Below are 22,684 nucleotides of genomic sequence, written 5' to 3' on the forward strand. Positions count from 1 at the left end.
CCGTGGAGCTGACCCACCAGTTCACCGTCCCGATCGGGGTCGAGCAGACCTGGGAGCACTTCGGCGACATCGCCGGTCTGGCCGAGTGCTTTCCCGGCGCCGTCGTCACCGGCGTCGAGGGCGACACCTTCCGCGGCACCGTGAAGGTGAAGCTCGGGCCCATCGCCCTGCAGTACGCGGGCTCGGGCACCTTCGCCGAGAAGGACGACGCCGCGCACACCTTCACCGTCGAGGCCAAGGGCAAGGACAAGCGGGGCAACGGCACGGCCGGTGCCACCGTGAGGCTGGCGATGAGCGAGGCCGACGGCGCGACCACGGTCGATGTCGCCACCGACCTGGCCGTCACCGGCAAGCCCGCCCAGTTCGGCCGCGGCGTCATGCAGGACGTCTCCGACAAGCTGCTCGGTCAGTTCGTCACCTGTCTCGAGCAGCGGCTGAGCGCACCCGAGCCGGAGCCCGAAGCCGAGCCCGAGACCCAGCCCGAGAGCGCAGCGGAGCCTGCCGCGGGAGCGGAGCGGGAGGCTGCCGCTGTGGCGGCGGTGAGCGCCCCGGCGCCGGCTGCGGCACCCCGGCCCGCGTCGTCTCGCCCGCCGGCAGATGGGGGAGACGACGCGCTCGACCTGGGTGCCACCGTGCTGCCGGTGCTCGTCAAGTCCTACGGCCCACAGATCGCGGCGGGCCTCGGTGTCCTCGGACTGCTGCTCCTGCTCAAACGACTGCTCGCCCGCTAGCGCCTGCCGGCGGCCGCTGGCGCCTGCTGGTGGTTGAGCCGCCGGATGCCGAAGGCGGAGGCGGCGGCCGCTGGCGCCTTCCGGTGGTTGAGCCGCCGGATGCCGAAGGCGGAGGCGTGTCGAAACCCGGTGAGATGGGAGGCAGCCCTGCTTCTGGGGTCACCGGGTTTCGACGCGTTCGGCCGTGGACGGCCTCTCGGCTCAACCACCGGTGAGGGGCGTTCGGCCGTGGACGGCCTCTCGGCTCAACCACCGGTGAGGGGGTTCGGGCGTGGACGGCCTCACGGTTCGGCCGCTGGCGCCTGCTGGTGGTTGAGCCGCCGGATGCCGAAGGCGGAGGCGTGTCGAAACCCGGTGAGATGGGAGGCAGCCCTGCTTCTGGGGTCATCGGGTTTCGACGCGTTCGGCCGTGGCCGGCCTCTCGGCTCAACCACCGGTGAGGGGGTTCGGCCGTGGCCGGTCTCTCGGCTCAACCACCGGTGAGGGGGTTCGGGCGTGGACGGCCTCACGGCTCAGGCCTCGTGCTCGGTTCGGTCGCCCGCCCACGTGGTGTGGAACGTGCCGTCCTTGTCGATGCGCTGGTAGGTGTGGGCGCCGAAGTTGTCGCGCAGCCCTTGGACCAGCGCGGCCGGCAGTCGATCGCGGCGCAAGGCGTCGAAGTAGGCCAGGGATGAGGCGAACGCGGGTGCCGGTACGCCCGCCTGGGCGGCGATGACGACCACCCGCCGCCAGGCCGCCAGGCCGTCGCGTACGGCGTCTGCGAAGAAGGGGGCGACCAGCAGGCTGGTGAGGTCGCCGTTCTCCGCGTAGGCCTCGCGGATCCGGTCGAGGAAGCGGGCGCGGATGATGCAGCCGCCGCGCCAGATGGTCGCGAGTTGACCGGGGTCGACATCCCAGTCGTGCTCTCGCGAGCCCGCCATCACCTGGTCGAACCCCTGCGCGTACGCCACCACCTTGGAGGCGTAGAGGGCAGAGGCGACGTCGTCGACGAACGCCTCGACGTCGACCTCGACGTCGTGGGTGTCGCTGCCGAACGTCTCGCGCACGGCCTTGCGCTGGTCGGTGTGGCCCGAGAGCGACCGCGCGAACGTGGCCTCGGCGATGCCCGTGACGGGGACGCCGAGGTCGAGTGCGATCTGGACGGTCCAGCGTCCGGTGCCCTTCTGCTCCGCGGCGTCGGCCACGACGTCGATGAACGGCTGGCCCGTGTCGGCATCGGTGTGCGAGAGAACGTCGGCGGTCATCTCGATGAGGAACGACTCCAAGTCGCCCTCGTTCCAACCGTGGAACACCTCGGCGATCTGGGCCGGTTCGAGCCTCGCGACGCCACGCAGCAGGTCGTAGGACTCCGCGATGAGCTGCATGTCGGCGTACTCGATGCCGTTGTGCACCATCTTGACGAAGTGTCCGGCGCCGTCGGGGCCGACGTGGGCGGCGCAGGGCGTGCCGTCGACCACGGCGGCGATCGACTCGACGACCGGGCCGAGGTTCGCGTAGGCGTGCTCCGACCCGCCGACCATGATCGAGGGGCCGTTCAGCGCGCCCTCCTCGCCGCCGCTCACGCCCATGCCGACGAAGTGCAGGTCGTGCTCCTCGAGTGCCGACTGGCGGCGCAGGGTGTCGTCGACGTGCGCGTTGCCGGCGTCCACGACGACGTCGCCGGGTTCGAGCAGGGGCACCAGATCCTCGATCACCGCGTCGGTGGCCTCACCGGCCTTGACCATGACGATGACGGTGCGGGGCTTCTCGATGGCGGCGACGAGATCCTCGAGGCTCTCGCAGCCGACGAGCTCACCGCCCTGCTCCCTCGCCTCGTCGCCGTGCTCATCGAGCAGCCGGGTCATCTTCTCCGTGCTGCGGTTGTGCACCGCGATGGTGGTGCCGCGCGAGGCGATGTTGCGGGCCAGGTTGCTGCCCATCACTGCGAGGCCGGTGAGTCCGATGGTGGCGCGTGCGTCGCTCATGTCACGACCCAACCGCGCTCGCCGCGATGGTGTTCCACCCCGGTGGGTGCTGCACGCTGGATCGACCGGGTCTCGACACGCGCGTCGCGTCCTCGTGCCTCGGCCGCGGCGCTCGCTCGACCTCTTCTGAGCCAGACCGTCTCTCGTGCCTCGAGCCGGTCGTTCAGAAGACGTTGAACGGCCGGAACTGCACGGAGATCCGGGGGCCGGAGTGGGCGACCTTGGGCACGGCGTGCTCCCACGTGCGCTGGCAGCTGCCGCCCATGACGAGCAGGTCGCCGTGGCCCATCTCGACGGCGACGGAGTCGCCGCCGCCGCGCGGGCGCAGCAGCAGCCGCCTCGGGTCGCCGACCGAGACGATGGCCACCATCGTGTCGTGGGTCGAGCCGCGGCCGATGGTGTCGCCATGCCAGGCGACGGAGTCGCGACCGTCGCGGTAGTAGCAGCAGCCGGCCGTCCGGAACGGCTCGCCGAGCTCGGATTGGTAGTGGGCGCTCAGGGCCTCGCGAGCCTCGCCCAGGGACGGGTGGGGCAGCTCCTCGCCGATCATGTAGGTGTGTACGAGTCGTGGCACGTCGACCAGCCGGTCGTACATCTGGCGCCGCTCGGCACGCCACGGAACCTCGCGCGCCAGCGTCTCGAAGACCGTGTCGGGCTCGGGGAGCCAGCTGTGCGCGAGGTCGACCCACGCGCCGTGCGAGAGCGGTGTGCGCTGGGCGTCGGCCAGGGAGCGGGCGAGGGACTGTGCCATCGCGACCGCGGTGTCGGGACCGCCGTTCGTCACCGAGTCGCCGGTGGAGGCGAAGAGGGAGGCCTGGAAGTCCACAGGGCGACGATAGCCGACGCGATCGAAAATGTGTTCGACCATCACGTCGAAAGGGGTGAGTCGGCCCGCAATGATCTCATTCCGCGGACGACGCGCGCCATCGATGTCTAGTCTGCTGCCTGTGAGCAACACCGCCCTCGACCGCCGGGCACTCAAGCACGTCCAGGTCCGCGAGTACGTCCGCGGCCTGGTCTCGGGTGCCGCCCCCGGTTCGCCCGCGCCCTCGGAGCGCGAGCTGGTGCAGCAGTTCGGCGTCGCGCGGATGACCGTGCGCCAGGCGATGGACGCGCTGGTCGCCGACGGTCTGCTCGAGCGCATCCCCGGCCGCGGCACCTTCGTGGCCCGACCCAAGCGCAGCGCGAGCCGCATCACCGGCTACACCGAGGAGATGACCCGCCGCGGCATGCTGGCCGAGTCCCAGACCCTGCTCGCGCGTCGTGAGCACGCGGGCCCCGGCGTCGCCCGCGCCCTGGGTCTCACCGAGGGCGACTCCGTCATCCACTGGCGACGGCTGCGCCGCGCCGACGGCGTGCCGATGTGCATCGAGGACGCCTACCTCAACGAGATCCTGCTGCCCGGCTTCCTCCAGGGTGGCATGCCCACCAGCCTCTACGACCTGCTCACGTCGCGCGGCCTGCGTCCGACGTGGGTCGAGGACTCCGTGAGCGCGGACCGGGCCACCGCCGAGGAGGCCTCGCTGCTCGAGATCGAGCCGCAGGGCATCGTCATGCGGCACTCCCGCCGGGCCCTCGCGCGCGAGAAGATCGTCGAGGTCTCGCGCGGCGTCTTCCGCGCCGACCGGTTCACCCTCTGGGTGCAGCTCGGTCAGGAGGACTGACCGACCCTCGGTCGGCGCTGCTCACGCCAGGGGCGTGAGCGCACCCAGTGCCGCCACCTCGGCGCCTCGCTCCTCGCACACCCAGACCGGGTCCGGGCCGCCGAGGTCGGGCTCGATGTAGAGCGGGTGCTCGACCTCGCAGTCAGGGCACGCCGGCCAGCGCCCGGCCGTCTCCAGCAGCACGTCCTGCACGTCTTGGGCCACGAGTCCGGCCACGTAGACGGCGCCCTCGGGCCACTGCTCGGCCCACCACGCGCGTTGTGAGAGCGCGTCCTCGAGCACCGAGACGGCGTCCGCGGTGGCGAACGAGCGGGCCTGGAGGTCGGCCAGCACGCGGGCGCGAGCCTCGAGCAGCAGGTTGTCCACAGGTCAAGTGTGACCCCGTTGCGGTGATCGCCCCACCTGACGATGCTCGTAGCGGAGCCGGCGCCTGAGCCGCCGGACCGTCTCGGGAGGTCAGACATGAGTGTCGACGAAGGTGTGTACGTCGAGGATCTGGGCCGGCTGCACGGTGTGCCGCCGGCCATGGAGGATCTCGCCACGCAGATGAGCCAGGTGGTCGACTACGCCACCACCTACGTGTGCCGCAGGGAGCCGTTCGAGCCGAGCCCCTTGTGCGTGTTGCGCCCGCTCGCGGGCGCCATGACCCGGCTCGCTGGCGCCTTCGAGGATCTCGGTGCGCTCTGGGCACACGAGTGGGCCGAGCTCGAGCAGAGCACCTGCCGGGCCACGAGTCTCATCGAGGACGCCGACTCCTCTGCGGTCGGTGCCGCCGAGCGGCTGATGAGCGACCTGGTGGCCGCGACCTTCGGCGTTCCCGACGCGTTGCTCGATGCTGCGGGGGCGCTGCGATGAGCGCCACGCCGCACGCGCTGGTCGATCTGGACCTCGCGCCGCCGGTCGACGGCGAGGCCACCTTGACCCACGACGCGACCTTCGAGAGCTGGGACTTCGCCTTCTCTCTCGCTCGAGACACCATCAACGTGGCGATCCACGGTCTGAACGGTCTCGGGGCGGGGCTGCCGACGCTGCCGGAGGGATCGCTCGAGGATCTCGTCGTCGCCCCGCTCACCGGCGACTACGGCGCGATCCGGGGCAACGGCCTCGCCCTGCACGAGGTCGACGACGCGTTGGGTGTGATCGGCCTCAACACGGCCTCGGTCGCGCGGTCCGTCGCCAGTGAGTGGCACGGTCTCGCGGGCGCCGCGTGCAGTGCCCGGCTGGCCGGCGCCTCGGCCGGCGTCGCGGCGGTCGGCGAGCTGCTCGGCCACGGCAGTGTGCTCTTCGACGGCATGGCGCGTGTCTCCGAGCAGCTCGGGGTGCGCGTCGAGAAGCTCGTCGTGCAGGTCGGCACCGCCTTGGCGCGGCTGGTGCGCAAGGTCGCCACCCGGTTCGCCGGCCCCGCGGCGTGGGCCGCGCTCGGGCTGGAGATCGCGCAGAAGGGCTGGGGCGTGGTGCAAGACGTCATCGACGATGTCGAGATGGTCTACGACGGCATCATGAACTTCCTCGACCTCAAGGCCGACGCCATCGCCTGGGCTGAGGACTGCGAGCATCGACTCGGCGTGCTGGCCGAGCTGCCGCGGCGACTCCAGGAGGCGTTGTCGTGACCTCGTCGATGCCGGTCGAGGGCGCCGAGAGCCGGCTGCTGCGTCGGCTCTCGGCGGTCGACGACACCCTGCGCGACCTCGAGGCACACGCGCGCACGGAGCCGGCCGACCCGATGCTCGAGGCGGCGCTCGCCGCGGTGTGCCACAGCGACCCGGTGTTCGGCGGCCTCGCGCACGACGTCGAAGACGGCCGGCTCGCCTGGCCCGACCTGCTGGCCGACCCGATCGCCCACGGCCCGCACGGTGTCGAGGCGGTGCGCCGTGCGGTGGTGGCGGTCGTGCGTGGGGGGTGACGCAGACGTGCGCCCGGGTCGGTGTGGGGCGTGGTGAAGTAGAACGAGCGTTCGTACGAAGTAATACGTTTACGGTACGCTGCCCGCCATGTCCTCGGAGAGCGCCGCGCCCCAACAGAGACGCCGTCCGCGGCGCCGTACCTCCAACACGATCGACGACGTGCGCGAGGCGGCCCTGACCCTGTTCGCCGAGCGGGGCTACCGAGCCACGGGCATCCGTGACATCGCCGAAGCACTCGACATCGGGCCCACGAGCGTCTACAGCCACATCGAGTCCAAGGCGGCCCTGCTCAACGGGATCCTGATCCCCACCATGGAGGATCTGGTGGCGATCCAGGCGTCTGCCATCGCCGCCACAGCCGACGTGACCCAGCAGTTGCGCCGCGTCACCGAAGACATGGTCTTGTACTTCATCAAGAACCAGAGGGCCGCGCGCGTGGTGTCGCGAGACTGGTCGCTGGCCGAGGGGGAGGGGCTCGCGATCGTGACCGCTCGCCGCGAGTCCTTCCGTGGCTGCGTCGAGGATCTCCTGCGTGCCGGCGTGGAGGATCGACGCTTCGTCGTCGAAGACGTCAGCATCGCGGCGACCGCCATCATCAAGCTGTACGAGTCGGTCGCCGAGTGGTACTCGCCCGAGCGAGACCTCTCCACCACCCAGGTCGCCTACCTGTGGGGCGAGTACGTCCTGCGGATCGTCAAGGGTGCCTAGGGCCGCCTGAGGCGCCTCGGGGCCGCGCCGCAGGACGCCGTGGCACAGCCCCGCCCCCGTCAGGCGTCCGGCGCCTGGCTACCGATGCCCAGGGCTGCGTAGGTCTGGAGGCCCTCCACGAGGGTGGCCATGCCGCCGATGGTCGAGGCCAGGAGCAACGTCTCGGTGAGGTGCTCGGTCGTGGCGCCGCACTCCAGGGCCTTGCGCACGTGCGGGGTCACGTTTGCCGGCGCCCGCGCCACGAGCGCTGCGGCGATCGTCACCAGCTCCGCCTCCATGGTCGAGAGGGCGCTGGTCTGGTTGGCGCTGTGCAGTGCTGCGGTGACGGCCTCGAGCCCACGGGGGTCGAGGTTGCGGAGGACGTCCCTCCAAGCGGGGGTGGCCACGGCTGTCTCCTTTCGCTGCCCGAAGGCAGGATCGTCGGCTCCCCGCACGAGATTCGTGCGGCGCCTTACCGTACCAGTGTTCGTTCAGAACAAATATTGAACGAACACTTGTGCGGAAGGCTCCGCGTCGTTAACGTGACCGGCGTCACCCCGTCGGGGGGTGTTGTTCGAGGGAGATGCAATGCGGCGCAACACCACGCGTGAGCTGCTCGGCGGCGTGAACACGTGGGTCACCGGAGAGCTCGATGCGAGCACGGTGCCGGTCACCCTGCTGCACCCGGTGGGGCTGAACGGGCGCTCGCTCGACCCGCTGGTCGAGCTGCTGAGTGACGCGTGCGTCCTGCGCCCCGACTTCCCGGGTCACGGAGACTCACCGTTCCCGCACCGTCGGCTGCACCTCGAGGATCTCGTGGCCACCATGCAGGCCATGTGGGATGCCGCCGGGGTGCGGCGCTCCGTGGTCGTCGGGGTCTCGCTGGGCGGCATGGTGGCCCAGGGCCTCACGATGCGAGAGCCCGAGCGTGTGGCCGGCCTGGGTCTGATCTGCACGACCTCGCAGTTCGCTCCCGAGGCTCGCGACGCCCTCGTCGAACGAGCGGCCCTCGCCGAACGGGACATGAGCACCCTGATCGACCTCACGCTCGAACGCTGGTTCTCTCCCGCGGCTTTGGCGGCCGAGACCTCGGTCGTGGCCGAGGCGCGAGCCTGCCTGAGCGCCGTGCGGCCCGCTGAGCACGCCGCCTACTGGCGAGCCATGAAGGAGCTGGACTTCCTGCCGCCCGCCACCAGTGGGTGGACACCGCCGCCGACGGTCGTGGTCGGGGGGCGAGCCGACGTGTCCATGCCCCCGGCGGTCCAGCAGTTGCTCGCCGCGCGAATCCCCGGTGCGCACCTGGTGATGGTCGAGGGACCGCACCTGGTGGCACTGGAGTCACCGCACCTCGTGGCCCCTCATCTGCGTGACCTGCTCGCCGGGACCGCTGCGTAGTCCCTCGCCGCCACGCGGCCCACAGCTCGGAAAAGTCAGTTCCTTCCATCCATGCAATCCAGAGGAGTGTCATGTCCACACCACGCCGATTCTGGTCCGTGACGTCGGGGGTCGTCGTCACCGCGCTGTTGGCCGCCGCATGTGGAGCGCCCGGCAGCCGCGGGGAGTCCAGTGCATCAGACGACACGTTCAAGCTCGGCGTGCTCGTCTCGTTGAAGGGCGCCTTCGCCACCTCCGGGGAGAAGGTCGAGGCGGCGACCGTCGACCTCTACCTCAAGGAGCACGACAACGAGCTCGGGGGACGCAAGGTCGAGGTGGTCACCGGAGACGGCGAGACCGACCCCGAAGCCTTCGTGACCAAGGGCCGACAACTCGTGGAGCAGGACGGCGTCGATGCGATCGTCGGGATCGACAACAGCGGTGCCGCGCTGGCCTTGCGCGACTACCTCGACGAGAAGCAGATCCCCACGGTCATCCCGATCGCCGGAGCCAGGGAGATCACCAACGAGGCGAAGAGCGACTGGATCTTCCGCACCGGCTACACCATCGGCCAGATGGAGCCCGTGGGCGCCGTCTACGCCTACAAGGAGCTGGGCTACCGTCGGATCGCACTGATGGCATCCGACTTCCCGGGGGCCACGGGCGTCAGCGATGCGTTCAAGTCCGCCTTCGAGGAGCTCGGGGGCACGGTGGTCAGCTACCAGAAGCCGCCCCTGGGCACGGCCGACTTCAGTTCCTACCTGGCCAAGCTGCAGCGCGACTCCGACGTCGACGCCGTCGTCCCGATCGTGCTGGGCACCGACGGCGCACGCCTCGTCGAGCAGTACCGCGATCTCGGCCTGAAGCTGCCCATCTACTCGATCGGCAACTTCGCCGAGCAGACCCAGTCCCTCGACGTGTGGGGAGACAAGGCGATCGGCATGAAGCTGTACTGGTTGTACAGCAGTGCCCTGAAGAACCCCGAGAACCAGAGCTTCGTGGCCGCCTACCAGGCTGCCTACGACCGGTTGCCCGGTGGATTCTCGGCCACCACCTGGACCGCGATGCAGATGATCGACGCGGCTCTGGCCGAGCAGGAGGGTGAGGCCTTCGACAAGGACGCCTTCGTGACCGCCCTCGAGTCGGCCAAGGTCGACTCCCCGCTGGGGCAGGTGCACTTCGACGCCCGGCACGCGCTCACGCAGAACGTGTACCTGACCGAGGTCGAGCAGACCGCCGACGGCCCCGCCCAGGTGCCGGTCGGTCCGGTGGTGCGCGACGTCACGCAGGACGAGACCGTCGACGACGCGCTCGACCGCATCACCTCGGTGCAGTAGCGCCGGAAGGGAGACACGGTCGTGGACTACTGGATCGCACTGCTACTGAACGCCATCTCGTTCGGCATGGTGCTCTTCCTGCTCTCGGCGGGGCTCACCTTGACCCTGGGGACCATGCGTCTGCTGAACCTCACGCACGGGTCGTTCTTCCTGGTGGGTGCCTACGTGACCTTCGAGCTCGAGCGCCACGGGGTCGACCTGGCACTCGCGTGGGGAGCCGCGGTGCTGGCCACAGCCCTCTGCGGTGCGGTCGTCTTCGTGCTACTGCGCCCGACCGGGGAGGACCATCTGCGTCAGACGCTGCTCACCTTCGGGGTGCTGTTCGTCATCGCGGACGCCGCGCTGGTGATCGTCGGCGGTGACCCCGCCATCCTGCCCAGGCCGGGCTTCTTGGAGGGCACCCTCGACCTCGGGCTGCTCGACTACCCCAAGTACCGGCTGTTCCTGGTGGCGGTGGGTCTCGGGATGGCTGGCCTGCTGTTCTGGTTCCAGTACCGCACTCGTGCCGGCATGATGCTGCGCGCCGTCGTCGACGACCCCGAGATGGCTCGAGGGGTCGGCATCAACCCGACCGTGCTCGCCGCCGTGACCTTCGTGGTCGGCGCCGGCATCGCCGGACTGAGCGGGGCGCTGGGCGGCGTGCTCCTCGGCGCCTTCCCCGGCGTCGACCTGCAGGTGCTGCTGTTCGCGCTGGTCGTCGTCATCGTCGGCGGCGCCGGCAGCATCGGGGGCGCGCTGGCCGGGTCCGTCGTGATCGGGCTGGTCAACACCGTGACGATCGCCTTCGCCCCCGGCCTGGCGCTGTTCTCCATGTTCGGCGTGATGCTGGCGATCTTGACCCTGCGTCCGCAGGGCATCGCCGGGAAGGCCCTGGCATGAGCAACTCCGTGTCCTCGACCCTCGTCTCCCTGCGCCTGCGCGGCGCCAAGCTGGTCGCTCCGGTGCTCGGCTTCGGAGCGCTCGCGATGATTCCCTACGCGCTGACGCTCAACGAGATCCACCTGCTCTCGGCGATGTTGATCTTCGGGATCTTCGCCATGAGCCTCAACCTGCTCGTCGGCTTCGGCGGCATGGCCTCGCTGGGTCACGCGCTGTTCTTCGGTGCCGGCGCCTACGCGGTCGGACTCTTGAGCTTCCATCGAGACTCCGGCTTCGCGCTCTCGCTCCTCGTCGGGCTCGCCGCGGCCGCCTTGCTGGCCCTCGTCGTGGGCTTCCTGGTCCGCCGGGCGCGTGGCACCGCCTACCTGATGATCACCCTCGCGGCCTCGCAGGTCTTCTGGGGCCTGGCGACTCAGTGGAAGGCGGTGACGAACGGTGACGACGGACTGTTCGGGATCTCCTCGCCCTCGATCCTGGGCTGGGACTTCGGTTCGACCGTCACCTACTACTACGTCGTGCTCGTCGTCGTGGCCGGCGTCTTCGTGCTGCTGACGGCGATCTCCCGCTCGCCCTTCGGCTACGTCCTGCGCGGGGTCCGCGACAACGAGCAGCGCATGCGCGCGGTCGGCGTCGACGTCGACCGCATCCGCCACCTGGCCCTGGTGATCTCTGCCGTCATCGCGAGCCTCGGCGGTGTGCTCTACGCCTACCAGGAGAGGTACGTCGGACCCGACGTGCTCGCGGCCACGACCTCCGGCGACGGGCTGCTCGCGGTCGCGCTGGGTGGGGGAGCCGTGGCGGGACCGTTGGTCGGCGGACTGGTCGTGGGCCTGCTCGAGGACGTCGTCGGCTCCTACACCGATCGCTACCTGATGATCCTCGGGATCTTGTTCGTGCTCGTGGCCATCTTCTTGCCCAGGGGGCTCGCGGGCCTCGCCCAGTCGCTGGGCGACACGGTGCGACCGAGGCGTCGTGCCGCCGAGCAGGCCATCGAGCAACGGGTGGAGCCAGCACAGGCCGAGGTCACCGAAACGGAAGGGGCCCACCATGGCTGAGCCCGTGCTCGAGGTCTCGGGCCTCTCCAAGTCCTTCGGCGGCATCAGCGTGCTCAGCGACGTCGGCTTCTCGGTGGCCAGAGGCGAGCGCCGCGGGATCATCGGCCCGAACGGCGCCGGCAAGACGACCCTCTTCAACGTCCTGAGCGGCTACCTGCCTGCCGACGCCGGCACGGTGCGGCTGTGCGGGAGCGACGTGACCACGTTGCCCGCGCATCGCCGGGCCCGGATGGGGCTGGGGCGGACCTTCCAGATCGTGGCCCTCTGCGACGAGCTCACCGTGGAGGAGAACGTGCTCTTGGGACTCGTGGCCAGCAACCGCGGTGAGTGGCGCCTGCTGGGGTCACTGCGAGGCCGACGAGGCCTGGTGGAGCGGAGCCGGGAGCTGTTGTCGGAGGCAGGGCTCATCGACCTGCGCGAGCACAAGGTCAAGGCCATCGCCTACGGTCATCGGCGCGTCCTCGAGATCGTCATGGCGCTGACCTCGCGGGCCCGCGTCCTGCTGCTCGACGAGCCGGCGGCCGGCCTCTCCGGCGAGGAGAGCCTGCGGATGATCCCCCTGCTGGAGCGCCTCGACCGCGACCTGACCATCGTGCTGATCGAGCACGACATGGACGTCATGTTCAACACCGTGGATCGGCTGCTCGTGCTCGACCACGGGACGATCCTGCTCGAGGGCACTCCCGAGGAGGTCCGCTCCAGCGACCTCGTCCGTGAGCGCTACCTGGGCACCCAGCACGCGGCGGGAGCCGGATCATGATCCTGCAGGCGAACGACGTCCACACCTGGTACGGCACGAGCTACGTGCTCCAGGGGACGAGCATCGAGGTACCGGAGAGCCAGTGCACGGCGGTCCTGGGCCGCAACGGGGTCGGCAAGACCACCCTGGTGAGGACCATCTGCGGCTTCACGCCTCCAGGCAGGGGTGAGGTGCGCCTGCGCGGCGAGCGCATCGATGCGATGCCGGCCCACCGCATCGTTCGCCAAGGGCTGGCGGTGGTGCCCCAGGGGCGCCGGGTGTTCAAGAACCTCAGTGTCGAGGAGAACCTCCAGGTCGCCGCGGTCGATCGTGCCCGGGTCGCCGAAGTCTGGGAGCGCTTCCCGCGGCTGCACGAGCGCCGTAGCTCCGTGGCCGGCCGACTCAGCGGCGGTGAGCAGCAGATGCTCGCGATCGGGCGCGCACTGGTGACGGATCCGACCGTGCTCGTCTTGGACGAGCCGACCGAGGGGCTGGCCCCGGCGATCACCGAGTCGCTGCTGGGGATGCTCCAGGAGCTCAAGCGCAGTGGCGTGTCGCTGCTGCTCACCGAGCAGAGTGTCGGGTTCGCCTTGGCGCTGGCCGACACCGCCTACGTGATGTCCAGCCGCGGCCAGATCGCCTACGCGGGGACGGCGGCGGCTCTCGCCGCCGACGCCTCGGTCCAGGAAAAGCATCTCGGCGTGGCCGTCTAGCCACGCCCCGGAAGAGGAGAGCCCACCATGGCGCCCACACATCTGTCGTTACCCGACCTCGACCAGGTCCGACGTCGACTCGACGCCGCGCAGACCCCCGCGCTGTTGATGCTGGTCGCCCAGGCCACCGGGGACACGAGCCTGCTCCGGCCCGAGTGGCGACCGGACCCGCTCGCACTGCCCTTCAGCGGCCTCCCCGAGGAGGTGGACCGAGCGATTCGGGAGCACGCGCTCTCCGTGCTGGAGTCCCTGGCCGACCAGGGCGGGTCGATGCCGGCTCGGCCGACGCGCGAGGTGCTGCGCGGGATCGCCGAGTGGATCACCGGGCCCCTGGAGGAGGACGAAGTCTCCTTGCTCGACGGCGTGCTGGTCATGGACGACGAGGATCCCGACGCCCCGGACTGGGACTACCGCGAGCTGGCAGGCGAGCGACCCGTGCGGGTGGCCATCATCGGAGCAGGCATCTCCGGTCTGCTCGGCGCGCTGCGCATGAAACAGGCCGGCGTACCGTTCGTGATCTTCGAGCGTGCCGAGGATCTCGGCGGCACGTGGTACCAGAACACCTACCCCGACTGCCGCATCGATGTGCCCAGCCACATCTACACGTACTCGTTCGTGCCCTCGGACTGGCCCTCCTATTTCTGCCGCCAAGAGGCGATCCTGCACTACCTCCAGGAGTTCGCGAAGGCCGAGGGACTGGTGGAGCACATCAGGTTCGGCACGGAGGTGGTCTCGGCTCAGTGGGACGCCGAGGAGGCCGCCTGGCAGATGAGGCTGCGCGACCAGGCGGGCGAGCGAGTGGAGTCGTTCACGGCGGTGGCGAGTGCGGTCGGGCAGTTGAACCGGCCCGCCATCCCCGACATCCCGGGCCGGGAGACCTTCGCCGGACCCGCCTTCCACTCCGCCGAGTGGGACCACGGCGTCGACCTGACCGATCGGCGGGTCGTGGTGATCGGCACCGGCGCCAGCGCCCTGCAGTTCGCTCCGGCGGTCGCAGACGCCGCGGCCCACGTCACCGTCCTCCAGCGCACGCCGCCCTGGCTGCAGCCGACCCCGGAGCTGCGCCGTGACATCGGAGCCGACGAGCGGTGGCTGCTCTCGGAGCTGCCGACCTACCGAGGGTGGTACCGGTTCTCGATCTTCCTGCCCAAGCTGCGAGGCAATCTCGAGGCCGCGACGGTCGACCCGGACTACCCGCCCACCGAGCGGGCCGTGTCGGCTGCCAACGACGCTTTGCGCGAGACCCTCACCACCTACCTGACCGACCAGATGGTCGACCGGCCCGATCTCGTCGGCGCCGTCGTGCCCGCCTATCCGCCGGCGTCCAAGCGCATCGTCCGCGACGACGGCACCTGGATCCGCTTCCTCTCCCGCGACGACGTCGACCTGGTGAGCGACCCCATCGAACGGATCGTGCCCGAGGGCGTCGTCCTGCGAGACGGTCGGCTGATCGAGGCCGACGTCCTCTTGTGGGGCACGGGTTTCAAGGCCTCGGAGTTCTTGATGCCGATGTCGGTCGTCGGCGAGGACGGCCGCGACCTGCACTCCCAGTGGGACGGCGACGCCGCGGCGTACATGGGCGTGGCCATCCCCGGGTTCCCGAACTTCTTCACGCTCTTCGGCCCCAACACCAGCGTGCTGGTCCACGCCAACCTCGTCTACTTCATCGAGCGGCAGGTCCGCTACTTCACGGAGTCGATCCGGCTGCTGCTGGAGACGGGGGCGACATCGCTCTGCCTGCGCGAGGAGATCTTCGAGGAGCACCAGCGCGAGCTGGTGGCCGCGAACGCCCAGCGCGCCTGGGGCTGGTCGTCGGTCAGCAGTTGGTACAAGAACGCGCACGGTCGCTCGCCGATCATGTGGCCCCTCAGTACCGCCGACTTCTGGAGAGGTACCCGGGTCGTCGATCCCGCGCACTACGTCCTTCGACACGATCACCCGATTCATCACACCAAGGAGCAGGCATGACGAGCAACGCCCACACCCTCGAGGTCAACGGATTCGTCACCCGGTACCTCACCGCCGGCCCGTCGGACGCGCCCGTCGTCCTGCTCGTCCACGACGGCGCATGGGGCGCGAGCGCGGAGGTCACGTGGGGCGAGATGATGCCGCTCGTCGCGCGTCGGTACCGGGTCATCGCCCCGGACATGCTCGGCTTCGGTGGGAGCGCCAAGGCCGTCCAGCTCGACCAGTCGCCCTACGAGTTCCGCGCCCGACACCTGCTCGCGCTGCTCGACGCCCTGGAGATCGACCGACCCGTCCACACCATCGGCAACTCCTTCGGGGGCTCGGTCCTGCTGCAGGCACAGACTTCTCCGCGATGGGCCCCCCGATTCGCCTCGGTCACCAGCATCAGCGGCACCGGGGGCCCGTGGAGGTCGGCCCGCGCGCTGAGCGAGCTCGGGCACTTCGACGGGACGGCCGAGGACATGCGCCGCATCCTGGAGCTGGTGATCGACCCCTATGAGGGGATGGAGCAGCAGATCGCCGACCGCCTGCAGTGGGCCGCTCAGCCCGGTCACTACGCCAGCGTGGTCGCTCCCCACACCGCCGTGCCCGAGACCCTGAGGACCGAGCGTCCACCCTCGACCTATCCGGCCGACCTGGACGGCACGGGCGTCCCCACGCTCCTGGTCTACGGATCCCGCGACGACCTCGTCGAGCCGGACTGGATGGAGCGCATCGTCAAGGAGGCGCCCGAGGTGCGCACGGCCACCCTGGACACGATGCACTCGCCGAACATCTCGCACCCGGACCTCACGTGGGCCACCATCGAGCCGTTCCTCGCCGAGGTCGAGGCGGCCGCGAGGTGACGGTGACCGCACCGGGGCGTCTCGAGGGCCGGGTGGCGGTGGTGACCGGCGGAGCCGGTGGGCTCGGTGCCGGCATCGTCCGCAGGTTCGCCGCCGAGGGAGCCCACGTCGTCGTGACCGACCGGTTGCAGCCGGAGGCGCGGGCGGTCGTCGAGTCGGTCCGCGAGGCCGGCGGCAGCGCCGAGCAGCTGTGCTTCGACGTGACCGCGAGCGCGGAGTGGGATCGCCTGGGCGCTCACGTCCGCGCCGCTCACGGTCGCCTCGACGTCATGGTCTGCAGCGCGGGGTTGGGCACCGCTGTGTCGGGCGACACCGAGGAGGGCACGGCCTGGGAGCGGCTGATGGGTGTCAACGCCACCGGGACGATGCTCGCCTGCCGCACGGCGCTCGATCTCATGGGCGATCGCGGGGGCTCGATCATCACGATCAGCTCCATCGCGGGCGTCGTCGCGACCAGCAGCGCGGCGATCGACGTCGGCTACCACGCCTCCAAGGGCGCCGTGCGACAGCTGACCAGGGCCCTGGCCGTTCAGGCGGCAGCCCGGGGGGTGCGGGTGAACTGCATCGTCCCCGGGGTGTTCCCGCCCATGCGCGGGTCGCGGCTCGGCACCGACGCGGACGAGCTGGCCGCGCTGCTCGGCCGGGTACCGCTGCGCCGCGTCGGAGCCGTCGAGGACGTCGCGGGCGCGGCGCTGTTCCTCGCCTCCGACGACGCGGCCTACGTGACCGGCATCGACCTGCCCGTCGACGGCGGGTTCCTGGCGCTGTGAGCACCATGGAGCCGCGCCGGCGGCGCAGCGTCGTGGTCGGTGGCGCGGGAGGACTCGGAGCGGCGGTGGCCCGTGGGCTCGCCGAGGCCGGCGGCCTCGTGGCGGTGCTCGATCGCGACCTCGAGGGCGCCCGCGCGGTCGCGGGGGAGATCGATGGCGTGGCCGGCGAGATCGACGTCTCCGACGAGGCCTCGGTGGGAAGGGCCATCGACGAGGCCGCGACGAGGCTCGGGGGGCTCGATGCCCTGGTGACGACGGCCGGCGTCCTCGGGGAGCGCCTCGATCTGGAGCAGACCTCCCTCGCACGATGGCAGGAGGTCATCGCGGTGAACCTGACCGGCACCTTCCTGGTCTGCCGTGCCGCGCTGGGTCACCTCAGGTCGGGGGACCGGCCCTCCGTGGTCACGGTCGCCTCGGGCGTGGCCCTCCGGCCGTTGCTGCCGACCCTGACCGCGTACGCGGCGAGCAAAGGCGGGGTCGTGGCCTTCTCCAAGACGCTGGCCCAGCAGGTCGGCCCCGACGGGATCCGCGTCAACGTCGTGTGCCCCGGCCTCGTCGAGACCCCGATGGCACCCTCCCGCGCCGAGCTCGGCGAGGCAGACACCGGCCGGCTCGAGCAGTACGCGCTGGGACGCGCTGCGACCGCCGAGGAGATCGCCGAGGTGATCTGTCTGGTGAGCGGCCCGGCCGCCTCGTACATGACCGGGTCGACGGTCGTCGTCGACGGCGGCCGCTCCTACTGGTGAGAGCCAGCCCGGCGACCGGGCCACCGCCTGGCCGTCCACCGGGGTCTGCTCCCGGCGCGCAGATCCCACGAGACACCCAACCACCCCTACGAGAAGGAGAACAGAGATGACCGACGACCTCTACGAGCGAGGTATGGCCACCCGGCGGGCGGTACTCGGCGACGCGCACGTCGACGCGTCCCTGGCTGCCGCCACCGACTTCACCGGAGAGATCCAGGAGTACGTCACGCGCAACTGCTGGGGTGACGTGTGGAACCGGCCCGGGCTGACCCGCCAGGAGCGCAGCCTGATCAACCTCGCGATGATGGCGTCGCTGAATCGGGGCCACGAGTTCAAGGTGCACGTGCGCGGCGCGGTGAACAACGGCGTGACCCGGGACCAGATCAAGGAGGTCCTGATGCAGGTGGGCTTCTACGCCGGCGGACCGGCGGCGCTCGAGGCCTTCAGGCTCGCTGCCGAGGTGCTCGACGCCATGGAGACGGCATAGCGGTGCCCCGGCTGTCGATCGGCGTGAGCACGAAGCAGCGTCGTGCGGCCGCGGGCCGCGCCCCGTCACGCCGGTCGGCAGGACCGCCCACGGCGGCCCCACCACACCGTGCACGCCCGATGCAGAGAGGTCGGTTCGTATGAGACGAGGAGTCGCGCCCCCCGGCGAGGTCCAGGGGTTGTACCTGGGGGGCCGGTGGGGCCCCGGGAACGCCGGATCGTTCGAGGTCACCGACCCCAGCGACGGATCGGTGATCGCGCACGTCGCCGACGGCGACCGAACCGACGCCGAAGCCGCCGTCCGGGCCGCGCAGTCGGCCTTCGAGGACTGGCGGCGGGTGCCGGCGCGCGAGCGCGCCGATGTGTTGTCCGCGGCCTTCGAGCTGATGCATCGCGATCTCCCGGAACTGGCCGACCTCATCTCGCGCGAGAACGGCAAGTCCCTCGACGACGCCCGCGCGGAGGTCGAGTACGCGGCGGAGTTCTTCCGGTGGTTCGCCTCCGAGGCCGTGCGCGCGGGCGGGGAGTACGGCGCGGCGCCGGGCGGGTCGAGCCGCATCGTCGTCACCCACCGACCGGTCGGGGTCGCCGCCCTCGTCACGCCCTGGAACTTCCCCGCTGCGATGGTCACGCGCAAGATCGCGCCGGCCCTCGCCGCGGGCTGCACCACCGTGCTCCGCCCCGCCTCCGAGACCCCGCTGACCGCCCTGGCCATCGCGCGTCTCCTCGACGAGGCGGGTGCGCCGCCCGGGGTGGTCAACGTCGTGCCCAGCACGGATGCCGCCGGCGTCGCCGAGACCTGGCTGGCCAGCCGCGCGGTGCGCAAGCTGTCCTTCACCGGGTCGACCCGCGTCGGGACCATCCTGCTCAGGCAGATGGCCGACCGCATCGTCAACCCCTCGATGGAACTGGGCGGCAACGCCGCCTTCGTCGTGACCCAGGACGCCGACATGGACGCCGCCGTGGCCGGTGCCCTCGCGGCGAAGTTCCGCAACAGCGGGCAGGCGTGCACCGCGGCCAACCGCTTCTACATCCATCGCGAGGTCCACGACGAGTTCGTCGCCCGGTTCGGAGCCGCCGTCGCTGCGCTGCGGGTCGGACCCGCCGCGACCGGCGCCGAGATCGGTCCGCTGATCTCGGCGCTCGCGGTGGAGGAGCTCCAACGGACCGTCGACGCCGCGGTGGCATCGGGGGCACGTGTCTCGCACCGTGCGCGGATCCCGGAGGGGAGCGGCTCGTTCTTCGCGCCGACCGTCCTGGTCGAGGTGCCCCCGCACGCGGCCATCCTCGACCGTGAGCTGTTCGGGCCCGTCGCCCCGATCGTCCGGTGGAGCGACGATGCCGAGCTGCTCGGCTGGGTGAACGGGACCGAGCTGGGCCTCGCCTCCTACGTCTTCAGCCGAGACCTGGGGCGGGCCCTGCGGCTGGCGGAGTCGATCGACGCAGGGATGGTCGGCATCAACCGCGGCCTCATCTCCGAGCCGGCGGCACCCTTCGGCGGGATGAAGGAGAGCGGGCTGGGCCGGGAGGGCGCACGCGTGGGGATGCTGGAGTACATGGAGACCCAGTACCTCAACATCGACTGGACCTGACGAGGGGCGCCGACCGGGGGAGCCCCGGTGCGGCGCGCCCGGCCGACACCCGCCGCACTACCCTGCGCAGGTGGGCCTCATCATCGATCCGCCCAACGCGAGCGGGCACGGACGCCTGTGGTCGCATCTGGCCAGCGATCTCTCGTTCGAGGAGCTGCACGCGTTCGCGGGGGCGCTCGGCTGGCCGAGGCGGGCCTTCGACGGCGACCACTACGACGTGCCCGCGGAGCGCTACGACGCCGTCGTGGCCGCCGGGGCCGAGCCCGTGAGCAGTCGCGAGCTCGTGCGGCGGTTGCACGCCGCCGGGCTGCGGCGACGCGGGGCGAAGCGGGGCCAGAAGCAGGCTCGGCAGCAGGGACTCAGCCCACGCGAGCCATGAGCCGATCGAGCTCTGCCCGCAGGTTGGCACGGGCCGGCTCCTCCCACCGACGCCGGGCGGGTGCGGTATGGAACAGCGTGGGCTTCGCGGCCAAGTGGTGCAGTACCTCGGCGCGGCCCGCGGCGAAGGTGTCGTCGTCGAGATGGGCATACTCACGGCGCACGGCGGCGACGTACTCGGCGTAGCGCACCGGGTCCGAGGCCAGGATCGCCAGATCGGCGTCGGAGAGGGCGCAGCCTTCGGCATCGTCGGGGTCGGGTCGATGCGTCTCGGTCAGCCGCACGAGCCGCGCCACCTCGTCGACGGTCGCGAGGTCGACGAGGCCGTCGAGTGCACGCTCGGCCCAGCACGCCGACCGCTCCTCGGCGTCGCGCTCGCCGTCGTAGACGGCGTCGTGGAACCAGGCCGCCAGCAACACCGGCAGCCGCTCGAACGCGGCTCCGGCCGAGTCCAGCTCGTCGAGTCGGCGCAGCACCTCGGTGAGGTGCCGCAGATCGTGGTAGCCGTCGCGGCGCCACGCGGCGACCAGCTCGTCTCGCAGGTCGTCGGCGTCGGCCAGCGGCCACCACGCTCGAGGGTCGGGGTCGTCGTCAGCAGGCTGCGGGGGAGTCATCGCGCCCATTGAACCCCGATCTGTCGAGCGGCGCGAGGTGCTGCTTCCCGGACCATGGCGCTGAGCGAGGTCGAGCAGGGCCGCTGCGCCTCAGGGCGCGCCGAGCTGCGCGGGTACGTCGTCGGTGTGCAGGATCGTGAGCGAGGTGACCGCTCGGGTCAGGCAGACGTAGAGCCGTCTGAGCCCGGTCACCAGGTCGGGTTCGCCGGCCACCACGCCGGCCGGCTCCACCAGCAGCACGTGGTCGAACTCCAGGCCCTTGGCCAGGGAGGCCGGCACCAGCTCCACCCGTGCGGACCCATCGTCCGACCCGCCGAGCAGGCGGTGCTCGCTGCCGGTCAGGGCTCGGTCGAGGGTCGTGACCAAGGCGTCGGGCGTGATGACGCCCACCGACCCCTCGCGCGCCACGACCCGGGTCAGCGCGGCCGGGAGCGCCGCGACGACGTCCGGCACCCGGTCGAGCTCCAGCTCGCCGCGCGAGCGGCGCACCGAGACGGGTGGCTCGAGGTCGGGAGCGATGTGCGGCAGCAGCCGGGCGGCGTACTCGATCACCTGGGCGGGCACGCGGTACCCGCGGGTGAGCTGCTGGACGACGGCGTCCGGCTTGCCCAGGTGGGTCAGCGCCTCGTGCCAGGAGCGGGCGCCCCAGGGGGTGGTCGCCTGGGCGAGGTCACCGAGCACGGTGACCGAGCCCGTGCTCGAGCGGCGGGCCAGGGCGCGCAGCATCATGGGGGAGAGATCCTGGGCCTCGTCGGCCACGAGGTGCCCCACCGAGGGGGTGCGCTCGATCAGGTCGCGCAGCTCGTCGAGCAGCACCACGTCGGCCTCGCTCCAGCGGGCGGTGCCCGGGCCGCGCGGCGGCTGGGCCCACAGCACCAGCGCCTGCTCGCCGGCGCTGAGGACGCCGTCGGAGACAGCCGCCAGCGTCTCGGCGTCCGAGAGCAGGGCGTGCAGGGTGCGCTCGGGAACCACGGCCGGCCACAGCTGCTTGACCAGCTTCTTGACCGGGGCCGAGCGGGCGACGGCGTCCTGCACGCGGTCGTCGGGTGACTCACCGCCGGCCTCCATGCGCAGCAGCACCCGGTGCGCGAGCGACTGCGCGAGCATCGCCCCCGCGGCGCCATAGCGCACCCCGCGGGTGCGCAGCCCGGCGAGCACCTCCTCCTGCTCGTAGGCCGGCACCCGCCAGCGGCGCGACCCACGCGGCACGACCAGCGCCTCGGAGGGCGTGCCGACACCACTCCACACGGCACGCCGCAGCACCTCGGCCATCCGGGCGTCGCCCTTGAGTACCGCGACCGCCGCGTCGTCCGAACCCCGCACTCGCCTTCCCTCGGGCAGGGCCGCGGTCACGAGCTCGGTGATGGTCGCCTGGGTCGCCTCGACCTCGCCGAGGGCGGGCAGCACGTCGGCGATGTAGCGCAGGAAGGAGTCGTTCGGGCCGACCACCAGCACGCCCTGGCGGGCCAGTCGCTCGCGGTGGGCGTAGAGCAGGAAGGCGGCACGGTGCAGCCCGACCGCGGTCTTGCCGGTGCCCGGTGCGCCCTGCACGCACAGCGACGACGCGAGGTCGGCGCGCACGATGTCGTCCTGTTCGGGCTGGATGGTGGCCACGATGTCGCGCATGGGCCCGACGCGCGGACGCTCGATCTCGGACTCCAAGATGTCGCTGTGCGCGGTGCCCTCGCCGCGGTCGAGGTGCTCGTCCTCCAACGCGGTGAGCAGCCCGGCGTTGAAGCCGTAGCGCCGCCGTCGGCCCACGCCCATCGGCTCGGCGCTGCTGGCGCGGTAGAAGGGCCGGCTCACCGGCGCCCGCCAGTCGACGACGAGCGCGTCGCCGTCCGGGCCGGTCACGTGGCGCCGTCCGACGTGGAACGACTCGCCACCGTGCTCGCCGTGCGTGTAGTCGAGCCGCCCGAAGAACATCGGCACCGCGGGGTCGTCGGCCAGTTCCTTCATGCGCCGCGCGATGCTCGACTCCAGCACCTCGCGCGAGACCCAGTCGGCGGCGGCCGAGGCGTCGAGGGAGGCGGTGCGCTCACGCATGCGGTGCAGTTGACGGCGGGACTCCGCGAGGTGCTCGCGCTCCCGGATCAGATCGTCAGGATCAGCAGGCACTCGATCGACCCTAGGCCTCCACCCCACCCACCTGCCACCCGTTTTCCGCTGACCTGCCGCGAGTTTTCACGTGACCCGTCGCTAGTTTGCAACCCACCTGCCACGAGTTTCACCAGCGTC

At 71.1% G+C, this 22,684-nt stretch carries 25 protein-coding genes; 19 read left to right on the forward strand and 6 right to left on the reverse strand.

Features of this window, described 5'->3' with window-relative positions:
- Positions 1 to 2: 2 nt before the first annotated feature.
- The gene (locus tag ISG29_RS07615) at positions 3 to 731 is read left to right on the forward strand and encodes an SRPBCC family protein (protein WP_194502753.1); all 729 of its coding nucleotides are present in this window, start codon (positions 3 to 5) and stop codon (positions 729 to 731) included.
- A 512-nt stretch (positions 732 to 1,243) separates the two neighbouring features.
- Here ISG29_RS07615 and gndA read toward each other — a convergent pair.
- Positions 1,244 to 2,695, reverse strand: a complete 1,452-nt coding sequence (gndA, locus tag ISG29_RS07620; RefSeq protein ID WP_194502754.1) for an NADP-dependent phosphogluconate dehydrogenase — start codon at positions 2,693 to 2,695, stop codon at positions 1,244 to 1,246.
- Between the two features lie 163 nt (positions 2,696 to 2,858).
- Positions 2,859 to 3,446: an alpha-ketoglutarate-dependent dioxygenase AlkB gene (locus ISG29_RS07625; RefSeq protein ID WP_194502864.1), complete on the reverse strand. Its 588-nt coding sequence runs from the start codon at positions 3,444 to 3,446 to the stop codon at positions 2,859 to 2,861.
- Between the two features lie 196 nt (positions 3,447 to 3,642).
- On the opposite strand from ISG29_RS07625, the gene ISG29_RS07630 reads away from it, so the two are divergent.
- On the forward strand, positions 3,643 to 4,359 hold the full coding sequence (locus ISG29_RS07630; RefSeq protein WP_328828360.1) for a GntR family transcriptional regulator: 717 nt from the start codon (positions 3,643 to 3,645) through the stop codon (positions 4,357 to 4,359).
- Between the two features lie 21 nt (positions 4,360 to 4,380).
- Here ISG29_RS07630 and ISG29_RS07635 read toward each other — a convergent pair whose 3' ends face one another.
- Positions 4,381 to 4,725 (reverse strand): hypothetical protein, encoded by a 345-nt coding sequence (locus tag ISG29_RS07635; protein ID WP_328828363.1) that lies wholly within the window; start codon positions 4,723 to 4,725, stop codon positions 4,381 to 4,383.
- Positions 4,726 to 4,821: 96 nt separating this feature from the next.
- Here ISG29_RS07635 and ISG29_RS07640 point away from each other — a divergent pair, with 96 nt between their 5' ends.
- The 4 genes from ISG29_RS07640 (at position 4,822) to ISG29_RS07655 (ending at position 6,971) form a co-directional block, all read left to right on the forward strand.
- Complete coding sequence (locus tag ISG29_RS07640) at positions 4,822 to 5,214, forward strand: hypothetical protein (protein WP_194502756.1); 393 nt, start codon at positions 4,822 to 4,824, stop codon at positions 5,212 to 5,214.
- On the forward strand, positions 5,211 to 5,969 hold the full coding sequence (locus ISG29_RS07645; protein ID WP_194502757.1) for a hypothetical protein: 759 nt from the start codon (positions 5,211 to 5,213) through the stop codon (positions 5,967 to 5,969). Before ISG29_RS07640 ends, ISG29_RS07645 begins: the two co-directional genes overlap by 4 nt.
- Complete coding sequence (locus ISG29_RS07650; RefSeq protein ID WP_194502758.1) at positions 5,966 to 6,262, forward strand: hypothetical protein; 297 nt, start codon at positions 5,966 to 5,968, stop codon at positions 6,260 to 6,262. The genes ISG29_RS07645 and ISG29_RS07650 overlap by 4 nt, the downstream gene beginning before the upstream one ends.
- A gap of 88 nt (positions 6,263 to 6,350) precedes the next feature.
- Positions 6,351 to 6,971 carry a TetR/AcrR family transcriptional regulator gene (locus tag ISG29_RS07655; protein ID WP_194502759.1) on the forward strand — a complete coding sequence of 207 codons (621 nt, stop codon included), beginning with the start codon at positions 6,351 to 6,353 and terminating at the stop codon, positions 6,969 to 6,971.
- Between the two features lie 59 nt (positions 6,972 to 7,030).
- On the opposite strand, the gene ISG29_RS07660 is transcribed toward ISG29_RS07655, so the two are convergent.
- Positions 7,031 to 7,357 carry a carboxymuconolactone decarboxylase family protein gene (locus ISG29_RS07660; RefSeq protein WP_194502760.1) on the reverse strand — a complete coding sequence of 109 codons (327 nt, stop codon included), beginning with the start codon at positions 7,355 to 7,357 and terminating at the stop codon, positions 7,031 to 7,033.
- Positions 7,358 to 7,538: 181 nt separating this feature from the next.
- Here ISG29_RS07660 and ISG29_RS07665 point away from each other — a divergent pair, with 181 nt between their 5' ends.
- The 13 genes from ISG29_RS07665 (at position 7,539) to ISG29_RS07725 (ending at position 19,833) form a co-directional block, all read left to right on the forward strand.
- The gene (locus ISG29_RS07665; RefSeq protein WP_194502761.1) at positions 7,539 to 8,345 is read left to right on the forward strand and encodes an alpha/beta fold hydrolase; all 807 of its coding nucleotides are present in this window, start codon (positions 7,539 to 7,541) and stop codon (positions 8,343 to 8,345) included.
- A 71-nt stretch (positions 8,346 to 8,416) separates the two neighbouring features.
- Positions 8,417 to 9,661, forward strand: a complete 1,245-nt coding sequence (locus ISG29_RS07670) for an ABC transporter substrate-binding protein (protein WP_194502762.1) — start codon at positions 8,417 to 8,419, stop codon at positions 9,659 to 9,661.
- 21 nt (positions 9,662 to 9,682) lie between these two features.
- Positions 9,683 to 10,540 carry a branched-chain amino acid ABC transporter permease gene (locus ISG29_RS07675; RefSeq protein ID WP_194502763.1) on the forward strand — a complete coding sequence of 286 codons (858 nt, stop codon included), beginning with the start codon at positions 9,683 to 9,685 and terminating at the stop codon, positions 10,538 to 10,540.
- Positions 10,537 to 11,595, forward strand: a complete 1,059-nt coding sequence (locus tag ISG29_RS07680; RefSeq protein WP_194502764.1) for a branched-chain amino acid ABC transporter permease — start codon at positions 10,537 to 10,539, stop codon at positions 11,593 to 11,595. Before ISG29_RS07675 ends, ISG29_RS07680 begins: the two co-directional genes overlap by 4 nt.
- Positions 11,588 to 12,355 carry an ABC transporter ATP-binding protein gene (locus ISG29_RS07685; RefSeq protein WP_194502765.1) on the forward strand — a complete coding sequence of 256 codons (768 nt, stop codon included), beginning with the start codon at positions 11,588 to 11,590 and terminating at the stop codon, positions 12,353 to 12,355. Before ISG29_RS07680 ends, ISG29_RS07685 begins: the two co-directional genes overlap by 8 nt.
- A complete protein-coding gene (locus ISG29_RS07690; RefSeq protein ID WP_207792836.1) occupies positions 12,352 to 13,047 on the forward strand; it encodes an ABC transporter ATP-binding protein in 696 nt (231 codons plus the stop codon). The genes ISG29_RS07685 and ISG29_RS07690 overlap by 4 nt, the downstream gene beginning before the upstream one ends.
- 27 nt (positions 13,048 to 13,074) lie before the next feature.
- The gene (locus tag ISG29_RS07695) at positions 13,075 to 15,015 is read left to right on the forward strand and encodes a flavin-containing monooxygenase (protein ID WP_194502766.1); all 1,941 of its coding nucleotides are present in this window, start codon (positions 13,075 to 13,077) and stop codon (positions 15,013 to 15,015) included.
- Positions 15,012 to 15,860 carry an alpha/beta fold hydrolase gene (locus ISG29_RS07700; protein WP_194502767.1) on the forward strand — a complete coding sequence of 283 codons (849 nt, stop codon included), beginning with the start codon at positions 15,012 to 15,014 and terminating at the stop codon, positions 15,858 to 15,860. The genes ISG29_RS07695 and ISG29_RS07700 overlap by 4 nt, the downstream gene beginning before the upstream one ends.
- On the forward strand, positions 15,857 to 16,630 hold the full coding sequence (locus ISG29_RS07705; RefSeq protein WP_194502768.1) for an SDR family NAD(P)-dependent oxidoreductase: 774 nt from the start codon (positions 15,857 to 15,859) through the stop codon (positions 16,628 to 16,630). Before ISG29_RS07700 ends, ISG29_RS07705 begins: the two co-directional genes overlap by 4 nt.
- Before the next feature lie 5 nt (positions 16,631 to 16,635).
- Positions 16,636 to 17,376, forward strand: a complete 741-nt coding sequence (locus ISG29_RS07710) for an SDR family NAD(P)-dependent oxidoreductase (RefSeq protein WP_235958830.1) — start codon at positions 16,636 to 16,638, stop codon at positions 17,374 to 17,376.
- Between the two features lie 106 nt (positions 17,377 to 17,482).
- Positions 17,483 to 17,863 (forward strand): 4-carboxymuconolactone decarboxylase, encoded by a 381-nt coding sequence (pcaC, locus tag ISG29_RS07715; protein ID WP_194502770.1) that lies wholly within the window; start codon positions 17,483 to 17,485, stop codon positions 17,861 to 17,863.
- A gap of 139 nt (positions 17,864 to 18,002) precedes the next feature.
- On the forward strand, positions 18,003 to 19,454 hold the full coding sequence (locus ISG29_RS07720; RefSeq protein ID WP_194502771.1) for an NAD-dependent succinate-semialdehyde dehydrogenase: 1,452 nt from the start codon (positions 18,003 to 18,005) through the stop codon (positions 19,452 to 19,454).
- Positions 19,455 to 19,524: 70 nt separating this feature from the next.
- A complete protein-coding gene (locus ISG29_RS07725) occupies positions 19,525 to 19,833 on the forward strand; it encodes a DUF4031 domain-containing protein (RefSeq protein WP_194502772.1) in 309 nt (102 codons plus the stop codon).
- Here the strand turns inward: ISG29_RS07725 and ISG29_RS07730 are convergent.
- Positions 19,814 to 20,446, reverse strand: coding sequence for an HD domain-containing protein (locus ISG29_RS07730; protein WP_235958609.1), 633 nt, complete (start codon positions 20,444 to 20,446; stop codon positions 19,814 to 19,816). The two genes, ISG29_RS07725 and ISG29_RS07730, sit on opposite strands and share 20 nt — an antisense overlap.
- Positions 20,447 to 20,536: 90 nt before the next feature.
- Positions 20,537 to 22,564, reverse strand: coding sequence for a HelD family protein (locus ISG29_RS07735; protein ID WP_194502774.1), 2,028 nt, complete (start codon positions 22,562 to 22,564; stop codon positions 20,537 to 20,539).
- Between the last annotated feature and the right edge of the window lie 120 nt (positions 22,565 to 22,684).

It is taken from the genome of Nocardioides acrostichi, assembly GCF_015319165.1.
Classification (GTDB): domain Bacteria; phylum Actinomycetota; class Actinomycetes; order Propionibacteriales; family Nocardioidaceae; genus Nocardioides; species Nocardioides acrostichi.